Origin of the sequence: Viridibacillus sp. FSL R5-0888, from assembly GCF_038009105.1 — a bacterium.
Classification (GTDB): domain Bacteria; phylum Bacillota; class Bacilli; order Bacillales_A; family Planococcaceae; genus Viridibacillus; species Viridibacillus arenosi.
On the sequence record NZ_JBBPAU010000001.1, the window covers coordinates 2,052,183 to 2,068,775 of the forward strand.

Below are 16,593 nucleotides of genomic sequence, written 5' to 3' on the forward strand. Positions count from 1 at the left end.
CATTATTACCATAAATTTATAATTTAAATATTTACAAGGAAAATAAAGGATGTATAATAATATATGTAAATATAAAATAGAATTATAGACACCTCGGTAGTCTATATAATAACCCCAATATTTACCCATATCTTTATTAAGCTTTATCAATCACTTTATCTATGTTTTTTTCACCAGTTTATAAAAGTTTTACTTATGGAAGGGACTGGATTTATGAAATATTTTACAAAGCAGTGGTTCGAAGAAAATCAATTATCTAATTATTTATTTTTCCTTGTTACCATGGTCGATTGGGAAGAGGAAAAAGCTTATTATAGAGAGTATGGTATAGATTTAGAACAGGAACGAAAAATGGAGTTACAACGTGATCGAGAAAAGCTGTTAAGATTTTTACCTGAAGAATTCCATCCTTTTGTTCTAGATGGTTCTATTATCGCAGGATCACCAAATGACAATTTGCGTAACTTGGCAAAAATCTGGTTGGAGCATTTTGATGCTTTGTCCAATGAAAAATTTGAAAGATGTGCAGCAGATTTTATATCAGCTAAAAGTAAACTTCCTAAAGCGGTAAATGATCTATTTGTTGACTCATTTCATGACGCAATAATTCAAACAATAGAAAGAAATGCAGACCATACATGTACAATCAAGTTGAATTTAGAAAATACGTATCATGAAAATGATATGTTAATAATTACTTTCACTGGTGTTAGTGAATTTACTAGTACCGCATCAGTCGGAAATGGCTCATGGTGGTTGTACGAAGAGGTATCAATAGTTGAGGGTGGTTTTAGACTTAATGTTTTATTTGATAGCCCCTTAGCTGAATTTACTATCGTCGCTAAAGATGTTGTAATTGAATCTAAACAGTAAATAAGAGAACACATATGGTATTGATATGTATCGATGCCGTACGTGTTTTTGTTTACCCATGTATATGACCACTATATTCTGCAAGACTCTATAAATTTATTTACTAGTTAAATAAAATTAAAAACAAATTGACGATATTATTCTGAAAAACATGTAAAATAACTATTTATAGGGGGAGTACATATGATAGGTTATGAATTACATGAGGACAAATTAATGAAAGTAATTCATGTTGTTGTTAATGATAAAATGACATTAGAACAGGCTAGAAAATTTGCTGAAGATTATAAAAGTCTAACGAAATCAATCGATACAAGATCATATGTCTTAGATATTGATTGTACTGCTATGAAAGTTGTAACACCAGATCTCATTGATAACCTTAGTGAAACTTTGAAAATGTATAAACAACCTGGTTTTCACAAAGTGATTATGAAAGTAAGGCATAATAATATATTAAAAATGCAATTAACACGTCTTTCTCGTGAGGCAGAATTAACCAATGTTGAAATAATAAATGTATAAATTATATAAAAATTCACTTATGAACTAGAATAATGCGGTCTCATCAGACTAGCTGTCATGTCCTTTTTAAAAACGAAAAATATTTTAATATTAAGTGGATTAACTATCCTATATATAATGGATTATTTATCACAAATAGAGATATTTTCAGTGATTCCGAGAAGAACTGTTCTAATATTTATTGTAATATTTCTATTAATTTGCTTTTTGCCAATTAAGCGTAAAGAATCAAATGCTTTAAATGAATTTAAGTGGGAAGCTTTCTTAATTGGATATATTGTCCTGACAATGATAATACTGCAATTGCTCGGAGGACAATCAGTAACTGGTATTAGCTTTGAGAATTGGTTTGTGTGGCTTGTATTACTTATATCTGTTTGGGAATTACGCTTAAAATGGCGTAAAGTGAAGCAGGAATCTGCGGTGAAAGAAAACTAATTCTATAGCTTCTTACATAATGAAAAACCACCGTTCACATAATGAGCGGTGGTTTTGTCCTATTATTAAGTATTTTGCCATTTCTTTACGGAAGCAACAGTACCATAAACGAAATGCATATCAGCAACTTCATATAAAGAAGCGCTTTCATCTAGTTCTTCGTGTACATAAGGAATTCGTGTACGTTTTGATTCAGATATTGGATCTGGTAACGGAATAGCTGAAAGCAAGGATTTCGTATATGGATGGACAGGCGAATGATAAATATCATCTGCTAAACCAATCTCAACGATTTTCCCGCGATACATAACAGCAATTCGGTCACTTATATATTTCACCATAGAAAGATCATGAGCAATGAATAAATAAGTTAAATTTAGCTCTTTTTGTAGCTGTTTTAATAAGTTTACAACTTGTGCTTGAATCGATACATCAAGAGCAGAAATGGGTTCATCTGCAATGATAAAGCTAGGATTTAAACTCAGCGCACGAGCGATACCAATACGTTGTCGTTGTCCACCGGAAAATTCATGTGCATAGCGGTTTGCATGTTCTTTGTTTAAGCCAACAGCTTCTAGTAAGGATTCTACTTTTTCGAGGCGTTCTTTTTTGTTTTTGTATAGACCGTGAATATCAAAGGCTTCACTAATTATTTCTCCAGCTTTCATTCTTGGATTCAGTGAAGCATAGGGGTCCTGGAAAATCATTTGCATTTGGCGGTTAAATTGCTTCATCTCATTTGCTGATTTACTACTATGAACATCTTTTCCATTAAAGATAATTTCTCCATCCGTTATATCATATAGGCGAATAATAGAGCGACCAGTCGTAGATTTACCACAGCCAGATTCTCCTACTAAGCCAAGAGTTTCACCTTCATAAATGTCGAAGCTAATACCATCAACAGCTTTTACTGGCTCTTTTGAAGAACCGAAATATTGAGTTAAGTTTTTAATTTCTAATAGTTTTTTCGCCATTTAGCATATTCTCCTTTCCTAAATATCCTTCAATTCGTTTAGCTACAGCTTCAGGAATTGGAATTTTAGGTGCATCTGGATGCAATAGCCATGTTTTAGCAAAATGAGTTTCGCTTACTTGGAACATAGGCGGTTCTTTTTCATAATCAATTGCTAAAGCAAATTCATTGCGAGCTGCAAATGCATCTCCTTTAGGAGGCTGGGTTAAATCAGGTGGTGAACCTGGAATAGTTCGTAATAATTCATCTGAATTACTATCTATATCTGGCATAGAACCGAGTAATCCCCATGTGTATGGGTGCTTAGGATTATAGAAAATTTCATTTACTGTACCATATTCAACAATTTGTCCAGCATACATAACTGCCACTCGATCAGCGACATTAGCAACAACGCCTAAATCATGTGTTATGAAGATAATCGATGTATTACTAGTCTTTTGGATATCCTTCATAAGCTCTAATATTTGTGCTTGAATAGTTACGTCAAGAGCAGTTGTTGGTTCGTCAGCAATTAATAGTTTAGGCTCAGCTGCTAAAGCAATAGCAATTACAACACGTTGTCGCATACCACCAGAAAATTCGTGTGGGTACTGTTTATAGCGTTTTTCAGGCATTGGGATTCCTACTTGATCTAATAGTTTAATAGCGCGTTTTTTTGCTTCAGACGCTGAGACATTCTTATGTTTTAAAATTACTTCAGTAATTTGTCTACCGACACGCATAGTTGGATTCAATGATGTCATAGGGTCCTGGAAAATCATAGAGATCTCATTGCCTCTTACTTTAGACATTTCTTTATCTGAAAGGGGGATTAAATCACGACCATTAAAGATGATTTCACCAGACTCATAAATACCAGGAGGTTCTGGAATCAGCTTCATCAAGGCATTACTTGTAACACTTTTACCCGAGCCAGATTCGCCTACAATGGCAAGTGTTTCTCCGGCTTTTAATTCAAAATTTACACCTCGGACAGCTTGTACGAAACCCGCAAACGTTTTAAAATGGATTCTTAAGTCTTTTACTTGTAAAATTGGTTCACTCATTCTTTTCAACCTCCTTATTTACGTAATTTTGGATCTAGTGCATCCCGCAATCCATCGCCAACTGCATTAAATGCAAAAATAGTTAAAGAAATCATAAGCGCAGGGAAGATTAGTCTCCAAGGCGCATTTGTAATAGCGTTGTTTCCTTCAGAAGCCATTGTACCCCAACTTGCTAATGGTGCTGATACACCAAGACCAAGATAACTTAAGAAAGCTTCTGTGAAAATAGCCATTGGAATAGTTAGTGTCATTGTGACTAAAATAGCACCTAATGCATTTGGAATTAAATGTTTGATGATTAAATGTTTCGTATTAGCTCCAAGTGTTCGTGCAGCTAAGACATATTCTTGATTTTTGATGGATAGTACTTCACCACGAACTATACGAGCCATATTAATCCACCCAGTGACAGAAAGTGCGATAATCATAGGTAACAAACCATCTCCAAGAGCTCCATTTCCTAAAACTACTGATAAAACGATTACAACAAGTAAATAGGGAACTGCTGTTAAAACATCTGCAATACGCATCATAATATTATCTACACGTTCCCCAGCTAGACCTGAAATACTGCCCCATACTACCCCAATAACTAAATCAATAATAGCAGCAGTAATACCAATGAACAAAGAAATTCTTGCACCTTCCCAAACACGAACAAATACATCTCGTCCTAAATCATCTGTACCAAACCAATTGGCTGCTGATGGAGCCTTATTGTATAATCCAAGTTGTTCACTATAAGTATACTGTGAAAATATAGGTGCAAAAATAGCCATTAATAAAATAGCCATAAGTGCTATTAAACCGAAAATAGCTAATTTATTGTGAGCAAATCGAATGATAACCTCTTTCCAAAAAGACACAGATTTCTTTGCTAGCTTTTCAGTTTCTTCATGTCTTCCTCCTACAATTTCAAACATTTCTTTTTCGATTTTTTCTAATTGTTGTTGTGACATTATTTTTTCGCCCCTCTCAGCTTAATACGTGGATCGATAATACCGTATAAAATATCTACGATAAATACCGCAAGTAAAAGGATGATAGAGTAGAACACGGTAGTACCCATAATAACTGTGTAATCACGATTCGAAATACTTGTAACGAAGTGCTTACCAAGTCCTGGTATTGCAAAAATTTGTTCTACAATAAAACTTCCCGTCACAACACCAGCTGTTAAAGGTCCAATATATGTAACGACAGGTAACAGGGCATTACGTAATGTATGTCGGAAAACAATTGTCCATTTGCCAATTCCTTTTGCCCGTGCCATTTTGACATAATCACTATTATTTTGCTCAAGCATACTGGATCGTGTAAGTTTAGCAATAAAACCCATATGTGTCATAGCAATAGCAAATGCAGGTAAAATACTATAGATAAATCCTTTCCAACCACTTATTGGGAACCATCCTAGTTTTAAAGCTACGAAATACTGCAATAAACCAGCCAATACAAAAGAGGGGATTGATATTCCTACGACAGCAATTGTAGTAGCTAAATAATCGGGAAAGCGATTGTGATAAAGCGCTGAAATGACACCTAAAAGTATGCCTAGTCCCACAGCAAGTAGCATGGCTTCAATACCCAGAGTTAAAGAAATAGGGAAACCCTCAGAAATCATATCATTTGTAGAACGCATTTTATATTTCATCGATTCACCAAAGTCGAACGAAGCTGAATCGATAAGATAATCTTTATATTGGATATACCAAGGATTGTCTAACCCATATTTTGCATTTAACTGTTTCTCGATTTGAGGTGGAAAACTACGCTCACTTGCAAATGGACTTCCTGGTGCCAATCTCATTAAGAAGAATGTGGCAGAAATAATGACAAAAAGCGCAAGCAAAATGTACATTAGTCTTTTTAAAATGTATTTAATCACATGAAACTCCTCCTTTTTTTCTTAGAGTTTAGTTTAAAAAAAGCTGTCTCATAAGCCGAATAAACGACTATGAGGCAGCTCTTTGCTGTTGATAGAATATCTAACAGTTTATCCAGCGTGTACTGCGTGCGTACTATTCAGTAATATCTGCTCTTTTAAGCTGGATATTACCGATTGGGTCAGGTTCCATACCTGTTACAGAATCCTTTTTAACAAAAAGGCTAGTGTAGTAGTAGATAGGTGCAACTGGTAGTTCACCCATTGCAATTCCTTCAGCTTCTTTTAAAATTTCTAGACGCTTTGCAGGGTCTTTTTCAGAGACTGATTTCTTCATCAACTCTTTGTACTTTGGATTTTCCCAGCCAGTATCATTGTTGCCATTATCAGCAGTAGAGTACATTTCTAGGAATGTGTAAGGATCTCTATAGTCAGCGATCCAACCCATACGACCTACTTCATAATCTAGGTTAGTTAACTTATCTAAAAATACTTGCCACTCAGAGTTATCAATTTTCACTTTGATACCTAAGTTTTTCTTCCAACCTTCTTGGATAAACTGTGCAATCGCATTATGTGCTTCACTTGTATTAATTGAAATGCCAATTTCAATGTCAGATGCTTTTTTAATGCCAAGCTCTTTCATACCAGCTTCAAGTGCAGCTTTTGCACCTTCAATATCATTGTCTTTAATATAACCGCGGTCTTCTTCAAAACCAGCAATAGCAGAAGGAACCATTCCTAACGCTGGTGTTTGTTCACCTTTTACTACATTTGTAATTAACTCTTGACGATTAATAGCTAATGTCAAAGCTTTACGAATATTAGCATTCTTCGTGAATTTACCTTTATTGTTTAATTTGTACCAATATACACCAGCCATTGGTTGAATATTTAATTGGTTGCTCTTTTTGAATTCATCAATTGAATCCAGTGCTACGGTTTGGAAAGGAGAACCTAGATAATCAATTTCACCAGCTTTAAACTTACTAACCGCTGTAGGTTCTTTCTCTACCATGCCAATATTTACTTCGTCTAATTTAACATTGGCAACATCCCAATAATCAGCATTTTTTTCTAATTTTAGAGAGGCATCATGTTGCCATTCAGCTAATTTGAATGGACCATTTGTAACGTAGTTTTCACCAGCATCTGCGTACCATTCTTTGTTTGCTTCAGCAACCTTTTTGTTAATAGGCATATATGTTTGGAATGCTGTTAACTCAAGGAAGTAAGGTGTAGGATTTGCTAAAGTAACTTCCAATGTTTTATCATCTACAACTTTAATAGCAATGTCATCAGCAGATCCTTTACCAGTATTAAATTCTTCAGCACCTTTAATAGGGTAAAGTTGAGATGCATACTCAGATGTATTAGCTGGATCTAAAGCCCATTTCCAAGCGTATTCAAAATCACCTGCAACAACAGAATCACCATTTGTCCATTTAGCATCACGTAATTTAAACGTGTAAGTCAATTGGTCATCACTAATTTGTATATCTTCAGCCAATGCTTTTTCATATTTTGCATCTTTATCAAGTCTAGTTAAACCTTCAAAAAGACTTAATAAAATATTCCCAGAAGTTGTATCAGTAGCCAACTGCGGATTCATTGCAGGTGGTTCAGAAGCAATTACTAAATTTAGTGCTTTTTTCTTTTCTTGCACTTCACTTCCAGTACCTTTATCACCTTCATCTTCTTCTTTAGCTGTTTCTCCCCCAAAATTACATGCAGCTAAGATCAATGAAATGATTGCTAAAAGAGTGAACAATAAATACTTTTTCTTTTTAGCCATTTAAATCCCCCTTATCTAAAATAATAAGCCCTTGTGAAAAGCTTAATTTCAATATAACAAAAAAAGATTTCCATAGAAACAAATAAAATCCATTAATATATTTTATTAGGAAAATAACTTTTTAATAGTAATATTGGTAGATTTAGCGCGCTGAATTATAAAAGTGTGTTCATGGTATTTTTATGATATAAAAAATAGATATTTTAAATATTTGAAAGAAAATTGTTAACATGAATATTTATTATGTTATCAATATAATAAAAAATATAATTTCAGAATATTAAAAATAGTTCGAAATAACTACGTCTTTAATTACTGAAAATTCTCTCTATTTCTCTCTATTTCTACATTAATATACTTTTTCCGTAAACTACTTACCGCTTTAATTATATGATTCAAAGTATTCTCTTATGAATAAATGTATTATTTTAAGATTTAACTCCATCTTTTAATTTGTTATTATTGAAAGGAGAGTTCGTCACCTATTTTGGTTAATAAAAAATCTATTCTAATTATTAAGGATCTGTATATGAAAATGATGTAATTGTATGTGCGATTTAAATATAACTAACATATACATTTCTATATTGAAGATGATAAGTTTGTCCAAGTTCCTACACCGTAATTATTTTAGCAGTAGGGGTCGTCAATTTTTTGGTTTCTTGTATCGAGCAGTTATATTGAACAATGAGTTAACATCAAAATTAATTGTTTTCATGATTGCTAGTGTTCTTTTGATATTGTTTTGTCTAAAAGAGATTCAAAATGTAAGAAATTATATTGAAGGAACTACAAAATAGGGCAACAACCAAAAGGGTCCATTGCGTATTTTAAACGCAATGGACCGTTAATTTTAAATGGGAAATTGAATGAGGAGGTGTTGTGAAAATGAATAATCATAAAGTAATGATCGTTGATTTTGCACATAATGGGCCTCAAACGTGCTTTGTAAAATTTTCTGGTTACGATGATGAATTGAAAAGGGAATTTACAGGGATGGTACGTTTTGTAGGGGAATTACCATATGGAGATGTAATTCATCCAGCAAAAAGTGAGCTTTCAAATAGCTGTAGAGAGTTTCTGAAAAATTATTTAATACAACGATTTAATCTAGGACAATTTGATGAATAAAAATGATGCTTATAAAAATAGCTATTATATATGAAGAGATTTTTAAATTTAATATGTATAGTTCTTGTAATAAGAAAACAGATTATTACTATGGAAATAATATAGAAACAATTACCAATGCAAAATTTAACTTATTTATAATTCAAAAGATTTAGTACTGATCCTCCTAGTTAGTAAAAAAATTTAGTAATATGGACAAATGTTGGTTCAATTGAATCAGTAATTATGACTATTCATAATGCTATAGTTATGTTGGTGATATACAACGATTCGACAGTTTTAGTCGAGTTTTTGTAGATTAATATGTTCACTTAATTTTGGGATGCGAGGGGTTAGGCAAATGTCTATTCAAAAGAAAATTAGTTTAGGCTTTATTACGATGATTGTCATGCTGTTAGTAATTTTAGTATTTAACTATAATCGTTTATCAGCAGTTGAAGATGCTTTCGATGAAGTAACGAAAGATCGTTTTGAAAAAATCCAATTAGCGAATGATATTCAATTCAATCTTGCTGCGCAAGGTTTGTATTTACGTTCTTATTTAATAGAAGGTAATGATACAGAAAAAAGGAATTTACAAATTTATCAGCAAAAGCTTAATCAATCATTAACTGATTTAAATAGTAAAGAAATGTCGGAAAAAATGCATTCTTATATGTCTGACATCAAATCAAACAAAGACAAATTTGATAATTCTGCAGATTTGGTCATTTCAGAATATGAAAAAGGCAATAAAGACGTTGCTTATAAAGAATTGAAAGAAGTTGGTTCGGTAGCAAATGGAAAGATTCTAGAATCTGCTATTGAAATTATGGACTTTCAGAAAAAAGAATTAGATGAGGCAAATGAAGGTGTTCATAAAGTAGCAGAACAAGCTATGCGTCTAGCGAGTATCATCTCTTTACTTAGCATAATTCTAGCAATTTTCTTCATCATATTCATTAAGAAAACAGTTGTTAATCCTTTAATGGCAATTGTAAAAGGTTCTAATTTAATTGCTACTGGAGATTTAACACATTCGGATTTTGAAGTTAAGACTAAAGATGAAGTCGGTCAATTAGCAGTATCCTTCAATCAAATGAAGCGCTATCTAAAAGAATTGATTACTAGTATATCGGATAATACAAGTCAATTAAGTGCAGCAATTGAAGAGCTATCTGCAAGTACAACTGAAGTTTCACAATCTGCTGAAGGTGTGTCGAATAGCGTTGAGAAAACTTCTAAAGGATCTGTCGATTCCGTTGAAATAGCGAAGGATAGCGCCATTGCAATGCAAGAAACAGCAATCGGAGTAAGCCGAATTGCTGAAGCTTCACAATTGTTATTTGATCATGCAGTTGATACTACGAAAATTGCAAGTGAAGGTACAAAGATATTAGAAGTTGCCAAACAACAAATGCATGTTATTTCCAATTCGACAAATGAAACAAATGAGTTAATACAAAAACTGACTGCACAAACACTTGAGATTCAAAAAATGACAAAAGTAATTACCGATATTACAGATCAAACAAATTTACTAGCATTGAACGCTGCAATCGAAGCGGCACGTGCAGGGGAGCATGGTAAAGGATTTGCTGTGGTAGCAGAAGAAGTACGTAAGCTAGCTGAAGGATCTAAAGGGTCGGCATCACAAATTGTTCATTTGACGCAAACAATCCAAAATGATACAAAAACTGTTGCTTCTTCAATAGAAGAAGGACTAAAAAATGTCAGCCAAGGTGTTTACGTGTTGGATAATGCGAACGAATCATTTGGACAGATTGTAAACTCTGTATCTCAAATGACAACGCAGCTTGAAGATATAACGGCAACTTCCGAGCAATTATCTGCAGGTACTGAAGAAGTAACTGCCTCTGTAGAAGAAATTGCAACAAATGCCGAAATAGCTGCAATGCAATCTGCAAATATTTCAGGTGCTGTAGAAGAACAAACTGCAACATTGCAAGAAATAAACAGTGTTGTACAAGAACTAAGTCAGCAAGCAGTAGAATTACAAACTTTAACTCAACGATTTAAAGTATAAGATAGTAGTTACTATTAAACACCTATCTCTTTGCTTAATAGCTAGAGAGATAGGTGTTTTATTATTGTCAAAATTATTTGTAAAAACCTACTATGATTTAATGCCTACTTACTATAATATATATAATTATCTAATAATTAGGATTTTTATGAAGTTAATTAAGACCTTTATCATGTATTAAGCTCTAAAAAATAAAATTGAATAACATGATATGACAGGAGAGGTTTTTTTGAACAAACTAAAGCATATTAAAATCGGTATGAAATTCAATGTGTTACAAGTTTTCGTTATTTTGTTTTTATGTATTCTGATCACCATTGTAGCAAAATGGGAGATTGAAAAGTCCCTGATGGAAACGTTTGAAGAGCGAGCAATGGAGGCATCTACTTTAGGGGAGACTATAGTAAATGACCGGTTTATAGGCGATTGGACTATTAAAGATGGAGAATTGTATAAAGGAGAGCATAATTTTACGAATGATACTACTTTAGTCGATGAAATAGGCAAAACGGTAAGTGGTGCGGTCACGATATTCAATGGCGATACACGTATTGCCACAAATGTACAAGTAGATGGTCAGCGTTCTATTGGTACAAAAGCATCTGAAACTGTTGTTGATCAGGTTCTTAAGAATGGGAGCACCTATGTAGGGGTTGCAGATGTAGTTGGTACTCCCTATGTAACGGTTTATCAACCTTTAAAAGATGCCTCGGGTAAAGTGATTGGTATGTGGTTTATAGGTGAACCTATTACGAAAATTAATGAAATCACCATGAGTTTAGTGATGAAAATAGTATTGGCATTGTTAGTTGGAGGCACAATTGCGATTCTTGGTAGTATTTTTTTAACTCGAGCACTTGTGAGACCTATTAAACAAATTAATCGCCAGTTAAAAGAAATCGCAGAAGGTGAAGGTGATCTTACACAAGAACTTATTGTCAAGACGGAAGATGAAACAGGTGAATTAGCACATTCCTTCAATCAAATGCTTGCTAGTTTGCGTAAAATGATGAAGCAAGTGGCTGATTCATCGGTACATGTTGCAGCAGCTTCTGAGGAACTAACAGCTAATGCCGAACAAACAACTGAAGCGACAAGTCAAATTGCACAATCGATTCATGATATTGCAGAAGGTGCTGAAATGCAAGAGAATGGGGCTAATATTAGTTTCCAGTCAATAGATACCGTTCGTAATAATCTACAGAAAGTTGTAGACCAATCTACAACAGTTACACAAGTAGCTAAAGAAACAAGTCAAGAAGCATTAAATGGAAATGATACTTTACAAAAAGTAATTCATCAAATGAATGTCATAAATGATGCTACTTCAAATGCTAGTCAATCTATAGACGAATTGGGCAAGCAATCAAATGAAATCGGTAACATTGTAGCAGTTATTACTGCTATCTCTGAACAAACGAATTTACTTGCTTTGAATGCTGCAATTGAAGCGGCAAGAGCGGGAGAGCATGGTAAGGGATTTGCTGTAGTAGCAGATGAAGTGAGAAAATTAGCTGAACAGTCCAAAGTATCGGCATCGCAAATTTCTGACCTGATATTACAAACACAAAAAGGAACTGAAAAGGCTGTAAAAGCAATTGAACTTGGAACTAAAGAAACAGCCTCTGGTATGCTAGTCGTCGAAGAAACTAAACAAGGCTTTGAGAAAATCCTTCAATCGGTGGACCAAGTGACAGTGAGAATTCAAGAAGTTAACCTAATTGCGAAGAATATGTATGATGCTGTTAATAAAGTATATACATCAGTAGAAGATAATTTGAGCATTGCAAAAAACTCATCTAGTACAACGCAATTAGTTGCCTCTGCATCAGAGGAACAACTTGCTACAATGGAAGAAATCACATCTTCAGCAGAAACGATGTCTAAAATGGCAGAAGAACTACAGCTTTTAGTGAGTCAATTTAAGTATTAGTTTTCTCTACCCTCTACTTTTAGTAGAGGGTTTTACTGTAATATGGAAGAAAGGGGGTGATAAATATTGCAAACAGGAATTTTCATTAGCATTAAACCGCCATACTGCAAACTGATAAAGTCTCAAGAAAAGGTTAATGAGTTTCGATCGAAAATCCCGAAGTTACCAGTGAATCATTTCTGGATTTATGAGTCTGCACCTAGTTCATCTTTAAAATATTGCGCCATAGTCGGTACACCGGTTCATTTTCCGGATAAAGTAAAAGAGGTTGGCTACGGTGATCAATCCTTTAATGAGGGGAACTCAAATTATACATATGCCTATCCCATTTTACAATTATATGAGTTAACTGAGGCTATTCCACTTAAAATATTAAAAGAAATGTACCAGTTTTCACCACCACAAGGTTTTGCGTATTGTGGAAGATATCCAAAATTAGATATTTATTTGAAAAATCATGCACAATGGCGTGAGGTTTTTTAACTGTACTATAAAAAGGAGACGATTGAGATGAAAAATATAGAATATGATAAAAAAGTGAATCCGATCATTAAACCGTTGTACTTTCTTGGTATTTGTATAGTAATTGGAGGATGTATGGCTGGTGAAAAAACTACTGGTAATTCTAATGAGCAAAGAATTATTGTAGAGAATGATGATAGTGGTTTTGTACAATCAACTTACGGTCCACTTTTAAATGAAGAGGAAGTTATAGAATACTTGGGTATTGATGGACCAACTTTATATACTTTAACAAGTAATGATGGAAGTGATTACAAAGGTCTACCTTACCTACAAGTAGATGAGATAAAATATTATCCTAAAGAAAGATTGGATAAATGGCTAAAGGATTTAGGTTCTTTAACGATTATCGGAAATTAAAAAGCTAGCATTTGCTAGCTTTTAATCATTTTCAACTTCCCTAGTTTTTGATTTTAATCTGAATGCCTTTATTAAATAAAAGGCAAAAGTGATACATGCAATCATAAGTATTAAGAATACAATAGCAAGGGGATAAGATTCATTGGCGTATTTCCCCAATGCTTGATTGCCGAATAGTATTATTAATACGACGACAATGGTAATGCAAAATGGATTTAACATATTTGGAACAATTTTAGACATGATATAATGGAGCTCCTTTAACTAATCAATCATATAACTCAATATTATCATACTGAAGGTTGTTCTAATATTGAAAACCTATTTAAGTCAATTCACTATTAATAGCAAAAATGGAATAGAGGGAAAAGAAATGCGTATTCAATTAATAGCTTTAGATATGGATGGTACTACTTTAACGCCATCATTACAGTTAACAGAAACAACGATTGAAGCCATAAAAAACACAGTGGACAGCAATGTAGAAGTTGCTATTTGTACAGGAAGAACGCTTGATGAGTTAAAGGATGTATTCATGGATTTACCTTTTGTCAAATATGCAATCACCGGGAATGGCTCAGCAGTATGGAATTTGGCTAAGCAACAAAAAATATACGAAGATACATTAACGCTTGAACAAACGCTACAAATTATGCAATTGCTTAAGCCAATAGATTTACGTATAGAAGCATTCGCGGATGGTAAAGCCTATATAAGTCAACATTGTTATGATCGGCCAATAGAATACGGCGCAGGTGACTTTGCTGACTTTATAATCAAAACGCGCACACCTGTACCGAATATTCATGATTTTATCACTGAACGAAAATTACCAATCGACAAATTTAATCTGTTTTTTAAAAATGTTGAGGAACGGGCTGCAATGTGGGATCAACTAGAGGAGCTTGGCTACAACATTACAACATCGTTTCTGCAAAATGTTGAGGTGAACTCGAGTACGGCTAATAAGGGCAATGCATTGAGGGAGTTAAGTAATTCATTGAATGTGACGTATGAAAACGTCATGGCTATTGGAGATGCCATGAATGATTTGACAATGCTAGAATTTGCTGGTCTACCAATTGCAATGGGCAATGCCATTCCAGCTGTTAAAGAAATAGCTCAACATATTACAGATACTAACAGCAATGAAGGGGTTGCTAAAGCCATAGAGAAATTCATATTGAAATAATAAAACGCACTCAATGTAAATAATTGAGTGCGTTTTTGTTTAACTAGAGCCAGTATATATATTTTGGTATAATAATAAAAAAGTGTATTTTAAGGAGAATTATATGTATTTAACGTTATACATAATAATGGGCATTATATCTAGCTTTATCGCCTATTTAGCGCTAGGAGATGTAGCTATAATAATCTTTTTTGGTATCATAATAGGCGTTTTGATTAGAGGACTATTTGTACTTATTGAAGTGAACAATAGACTGAAGAAGCATGATTTTAAGTTAGATAAGGATAAGACTGCTATAGAGAAATATATTGAAGAAAGAGATTTGAATACATAGTAATAATAAAGTAATTTGAACATTGTTGAAGATTTCAAGCATTTAACGCTATTAGAAATGTGTAATAATCAGGGGAATTTAGAACCTTATTATAAGTTAATGATGATAAAGACGAGGTGATTATTTTATTGGGCAAAACACAACAACTACTTAAGACTTACTGGAGAAAAATAATAGCTATTGTTTTCTTTTTTGTATGTATGTTTTTATTACAGTCAATAAATAATGAAGATACAAAAATGATTACAAACATGATGTCAGCTTTACTTTTGACTTGTCTTTTTGTATTTATTAGATGGTTAATGAATGATAACAAAAATAAAAAATAGTTTATCTTGGTTATCACATGTTTTGTCCCTTATGCTATAAGTTTTATTAGCTCTATATAATAGATGATTTGATTCAAATTTTAATTTCATTATAAATAAAATATGCTAAAATAAATGGTTTAAAGAACTATAAATAGAGGCAATATAAATCAAATAATTGAATTATATTAAAGTAAAGAAGTCATTTCATTGGAGGTTTAGTATGGAGATTTATTCACTTAGTGGTCCAAGTGGAACAGGTAAAAGCACTGCAGCGCTTGAGTTTGCGCATACACATCAAATCGATGCTATTATAGATGATGGGCTACTGATCGTGAATGGTGAAAAGGTAGCAGGGTTATCTGCGAAATTTGAGAAATCTCCTTTTAAAGCTGTGAAACGTGCAATTTTCACGGATGAAGAGCATTTACAGGATGTTCAAGAGGCAATTGACCAACATCAACCAAAGAAAATATTGCTTATTGGTACTTCTAATAAAATGACGATACAAATTGCAAAGAGACTTGGATATGGAGATATAGATCATTTTTACTATATAAGTGATTTACGTTCCTCAGGTGAGATGAAGCTTGCGCAGTTTATACGTAAAACAGAAGGTAAGCATATTATGCCGATTCCATTGAAGCAGGTAGAACAAAATTTCTTTAAACGCTTTATTCAAAAGGGTGTGGAAATTTTCACACCAAAGCGTGAAAAAATAGGTGAAACAACGATAGTTCAACCAGATTTTCATGATGAAACAATCACTATTCAAAAAAAAGCGTTTACAGATATGGTGAAAATTACTTGCGATCTGAATTCTAATATTGAGAAGTCCAGTAAAATACAATATCAGCAATTACCATTGCCATCTGTACATATAACAGTAGCTTTGAAAGGTCCAATAGATTACTCTATACCAGATGCTATGATGGCTTTGCAAAAAGATATCGCACAACAATTTGATACTCATTTCGACCTGGAATTAGCAGAAATACGAATAACAGTAAATCAGATACAAATGATTGGGAGTTAATTACCTATTACGGTCTTTAATAAGGAAATCGTAAAAAAACAATTAACTAAATACATACAATGTGAGGTTTACAAATAATGATCTACAAAATATTAAGTATTATAGGCACTTTATTAGTTGCAAGTTTAGTATTTGCAGTAATTGATGCGGCAATAAGCATATGGTTGAAAATAATTTTTATTATCTTGATAGCACTATGCTATATTTGGC

General features: G+C 33.3%; 17 protein-coding genes. 11 read left to right on the plus strand and 6 right to left on the minus strand.

Going from position 1 to position 16,593, the window contains the following annotated elements:
• Positions 1-213: 213 nt before the first annotated feature.
• The 3 genes from MKY02_RS10220 (at position 214) to MKY02_RS10230 (ending at position 1,836) form a co-directional block, all read left to right on the plus strand.
• Entirely contained in the window at positions 214-873 is a 660-nt protein-coding gene (locus tag MKY02_RS10220; protein ID WP_076034818.1) for a DUF4085 family protein, read from the plus strand.
• Positions 874-1,056: 183 nt separating this feature from the next.
• The gene (locus MKY02_RS10225) at positions 1,057-1,398 is read left to right on the plus strand and encodes a hypothetical protein (protein ID WP_051448637.1); all 342 of its coding nucleotides are present in this window, start codon (positions 1,057-1,059) and stop codon (positions 1,396-1,398) included.
• 150 nt (positions 1,399-1,548) lie between these two features.
• Entirely contained in the window at positions 1,549-1,836 is a 288-nt protein-coding gene (locus MKY02_RS10230) for a hypothetical protein (protein WP_340711134.1), read from the plus strand.
• Positions 1,837-1,901: 65 nt separating this feature from the next.
• On the opposite strand, the gene MKY02_RS10235 is transcribed toward MKY02_RS10230, so the two are convergent.
• The 5 genes from MKY02_RS10235 to MKY02_RS10255 form a co-directional block, all read right to left on the minus strand.
• Entirely contained in the window at positions 1,902-2,813 is a 912-nt protein-coding gene (locus MKY02_RS10235; RefSeq protein ID WP_340711136.1) for an ABC transporter ATP-binding protein, read from the minus strand.
• A complete protein-coding gene (locus tag MKY02_RS10240; RefSeq protein WP_038182155.1) occupies positions 2,788-3,861 on the minus strand; it encodes an ABC transporter ATP-binding protein in 1,074 nt (357 codons plus the stop codon). Before MKY02_RS10240 ends, MKY02_RS10235 begins: the two co-directional genes overlap by 26 nt.
• A gap of 14 nt (positions 3,862-3,875) precedes the next feature.
• Positions 3,876-4,820: an ABC transporter permease gene (locus tag MKY02_RS10245; RefSeq protein WP_038182153.1), complete on the minus strand. Its 945-nt coding sequence runs from the start codon at positions 4,818-4,820 to the stop codon at positions 3,876-3,878.
• Positions 4,820-5,749, minus strand: a complete 930-nt coding sequence (locus MKY02_RS10250; protein ID WP_038182149.1) for an ABC transporter permease — start codon at positions 5,747-5,749, stop codon at positions 4,820-4,822. The genes MKY02_RS10245 and MKY02_RS10250 overlap by 1 nt, the downstream gene beginning before the upstream one ends.
• A 133-nt stretch (positions 5,750-5,882) precedes the next feature.
• Positions 5,883-7,541 carry a peptide ABC transporter substrate-binding protein gene (locus MKY02_RS10255; protein ID WP_038182146.1) on the minus strand — a complete coding sequence of 553 codons (1,659 nt, stop codon included), beginning with the start codon at positions 7,539-7,541 and terminating at the stop codon, positions 5,883-5,885.
• Between the two features lie 888 nt (positions 7,542-8,429).
• Between MKY02_RS10255 and MKY02_RS10260 the strand changes: the two genes are divergently transcribed.
• The 5 genes from MKY02_RS10260 (at position 8,430) to MKY02_RS10280 (ending at position 13,513) form a co-directional block, all read left to right on the plus strand.
• Complete coding sequence (locus MKY02_RS10260; protein WP_038182143.1) at positions 8,430-8,672, plus strand: hypothetical protein; 243 nt, start codon at positions 8,430-8,432, stop codon at positions 8,670-8,672.
• Positions 8,673-9,012: 340 nt separating this feature from the next.
• A complete protein-coding gene (locus MKY02_RS10265; protein WP_038182141.1) occupies positions 9,013-10,698 on the plus strand; it encodes a methyl-accepting chemotaxis protein in 1,686 nt (561 codons plus the stop codon).
• Between the two features lie 229 nt (positions 10,699-10,927).
• Positions 10,928-12,631: a methyl-accepting chemotaxis protein gene (locus tag MKY02_RS10270; protein WP_246832131.1), complete on the plus strand. Its 1,704-nt coding sequence runs from the start codon at positions 10,928-10,930 to the stop codon at positions 12,629-12,631.
• A gap of 66 nt (positions 12,632-12,697) precedes the next feature.
• Positions 12,698-13,114: a hypothetical protein gene (locus MKY02_RS10275; RefSeq protein ID WP_340711138.1), complete on the plus strand. Its 417-nt coding sequence runs from the start codon at positions 12,698-12,700 to the stop codon at positions 13,112-13,114.
• A gap of 27 nt (positions 13,115-13,141) precedes the next feature.
• Positions 13,142-13,513, plus strand: coding sequence for a helix-turn-helix domain-containing protein (locus tag MKY02_RS10280; protein WP_038182134.1), 372 nt, complete (start codon positions 13,142-13,144; stop codon positions 13,511-13,513).
• 21 nt (positions 13,514-13,534) lie between these two features.
• Here the strand turns inward: MKY02_RS10280 and MKY02_RS10285 are convergent, their stop codons facing one another.
• Positions 13,535-13,756, minus strand: a complete 222-nt coding sequence (locus MKY02_RS10285) for a hypothetical protein (RefSeq protein WP_038182131.1) — start codon at positions 13,754-13,756, stop codon at positions 13,535-13,537.
• A gap of 130 nt (positions 13,757-13,886) precedes the next feature.
• Here MKY02_RS10285 and MKY02_RS10290 point away from each other — a divergent pair, with 130 nt between their 5' ends.
• The 3 genes from MKY02_RS10290 to MKY02_RS10300 all read left to right on the plus strand — a co-directional run bounded on the left by MKY02_RS10290 (position 13,887) and on the right by MKY02_RS10300 (position 16,383).
• Entirely contained in the window at positions 13,887-14,705 is an 819-nt protein-coding gene (locus tag MKY02_RS10290; RefSeq protein WP_038182128.1) for a Cof-type HAD-IIB family hydrolase, read from the plus strand.
• Between the two features lie 103 nt (positions 14,706-14,808).
• Complete coding sequence (locus MKY02_RS10295) at positions 14,809-15,039, plus strand: hypothetical protein (protein WP_076064995.1); 231 nt, start codon at positions 14,809-14,811, stop codon at positions 15,037-15,039.
• 531 nt (positions 15,040-15,570) lie between these two features.
• Positions 15,571-16,383, plus strand: a complete 813-nt coding sequence (locus tag MKY02_RS10300; RefSeq protein WP_038182123.1) for a hypothetical protein — start codon at positions 15,571-15,573, stop codon at positions 16,381-16,383.
• Positions 16,384-16,593 lie beyond the last annotated feature (210 nt).

Coding starts and splice junctions, on each gene's coding strand:
- MKY02_RS10260 (WP_038182143.1), top strand. CDS start 8,430: ATGAATAATCATAAAGTAATGATCGTTGATTTTGCACATAATGGGCCT.
- MKY02_RS10245 (WP_038182153.1), bottom strand. CDS start 4,820: ATGTCACAACAACAATTAGAAAAAATCGAAAAAGAAATGTTTGAAATT.
- MKY02_RS10255 (WP_038182146.1), bottom strand. CDS start 7,541: ATGGCTAAAAAGAAAAAGTATTTATTGTTCACTCTTTTAGCAATCATT.
- MKY02_RS10280 (WP_038182134.1), top strand. CDS start 13,142: ATGAAAAATATAGAATATGATAAAAAAGTGAATCCGATCATTAAACCG.
- MKY02_RS10285 (WP_038182131.1), bottom strand. CDS start 13,756: ATGTCTAAAATTGTTCCAAATATGTTAAATCCATTTTGCATTACCATT.
- MKY02_RS10295 (WP_076064995.1), top strand. CDS start 14,809: ATGTATTTAACGTTATACATAATAATGGGCATTATATCTAGCTTTATC.
- MKY02_RS10265 (WP_038182141.1), top strand. CDS start 9,013: ATGTCTATTCAAAAGAAAATTAGTTTAGGCTTTATTACGATGATTGTC.
- MKY02_RS10225 (WP_051448637.1), top strand. CDS start 1,057: ATGATAGGTTATGAATTACATGAGGACAAATTAATGAAAGTAATTCAT.
- MKY02_RS10240 (WP_038182155.1), bottom strand. CDS start 3,861: ATGAGTGAACCAATTTTACAAGTAAAAGACTTAAGAATCCATTTTAAA.
- MKY02_RS10290 (WP_038182128.1), top strand. CDS start 13,887: ATGCGTATTCAATTAATAGCTTTAGATATGGATGGTACTACTTTAACG.
- MKY02_RS10220 (WP_076034818.1), top strand. CDS start 214: ATGAAATATTTTACAAAGCAGTGGTTCGAAGAAAATCAATTATCTAAT.
- MKY02_RS10235 (WP_340711136.1), bottom strand. CDS start 2,813: ATGGCGAAAAAACTATTAGAAATTAAAAACTTAACTCAATATTTCGGT.
- MKY02_RS10300 (WP_038182123.1), top strand. CDS start 15,571: ATGGAGATTTATTCACTTAGTGGTCCAAGTGGAACAGGTAAAAGCACT.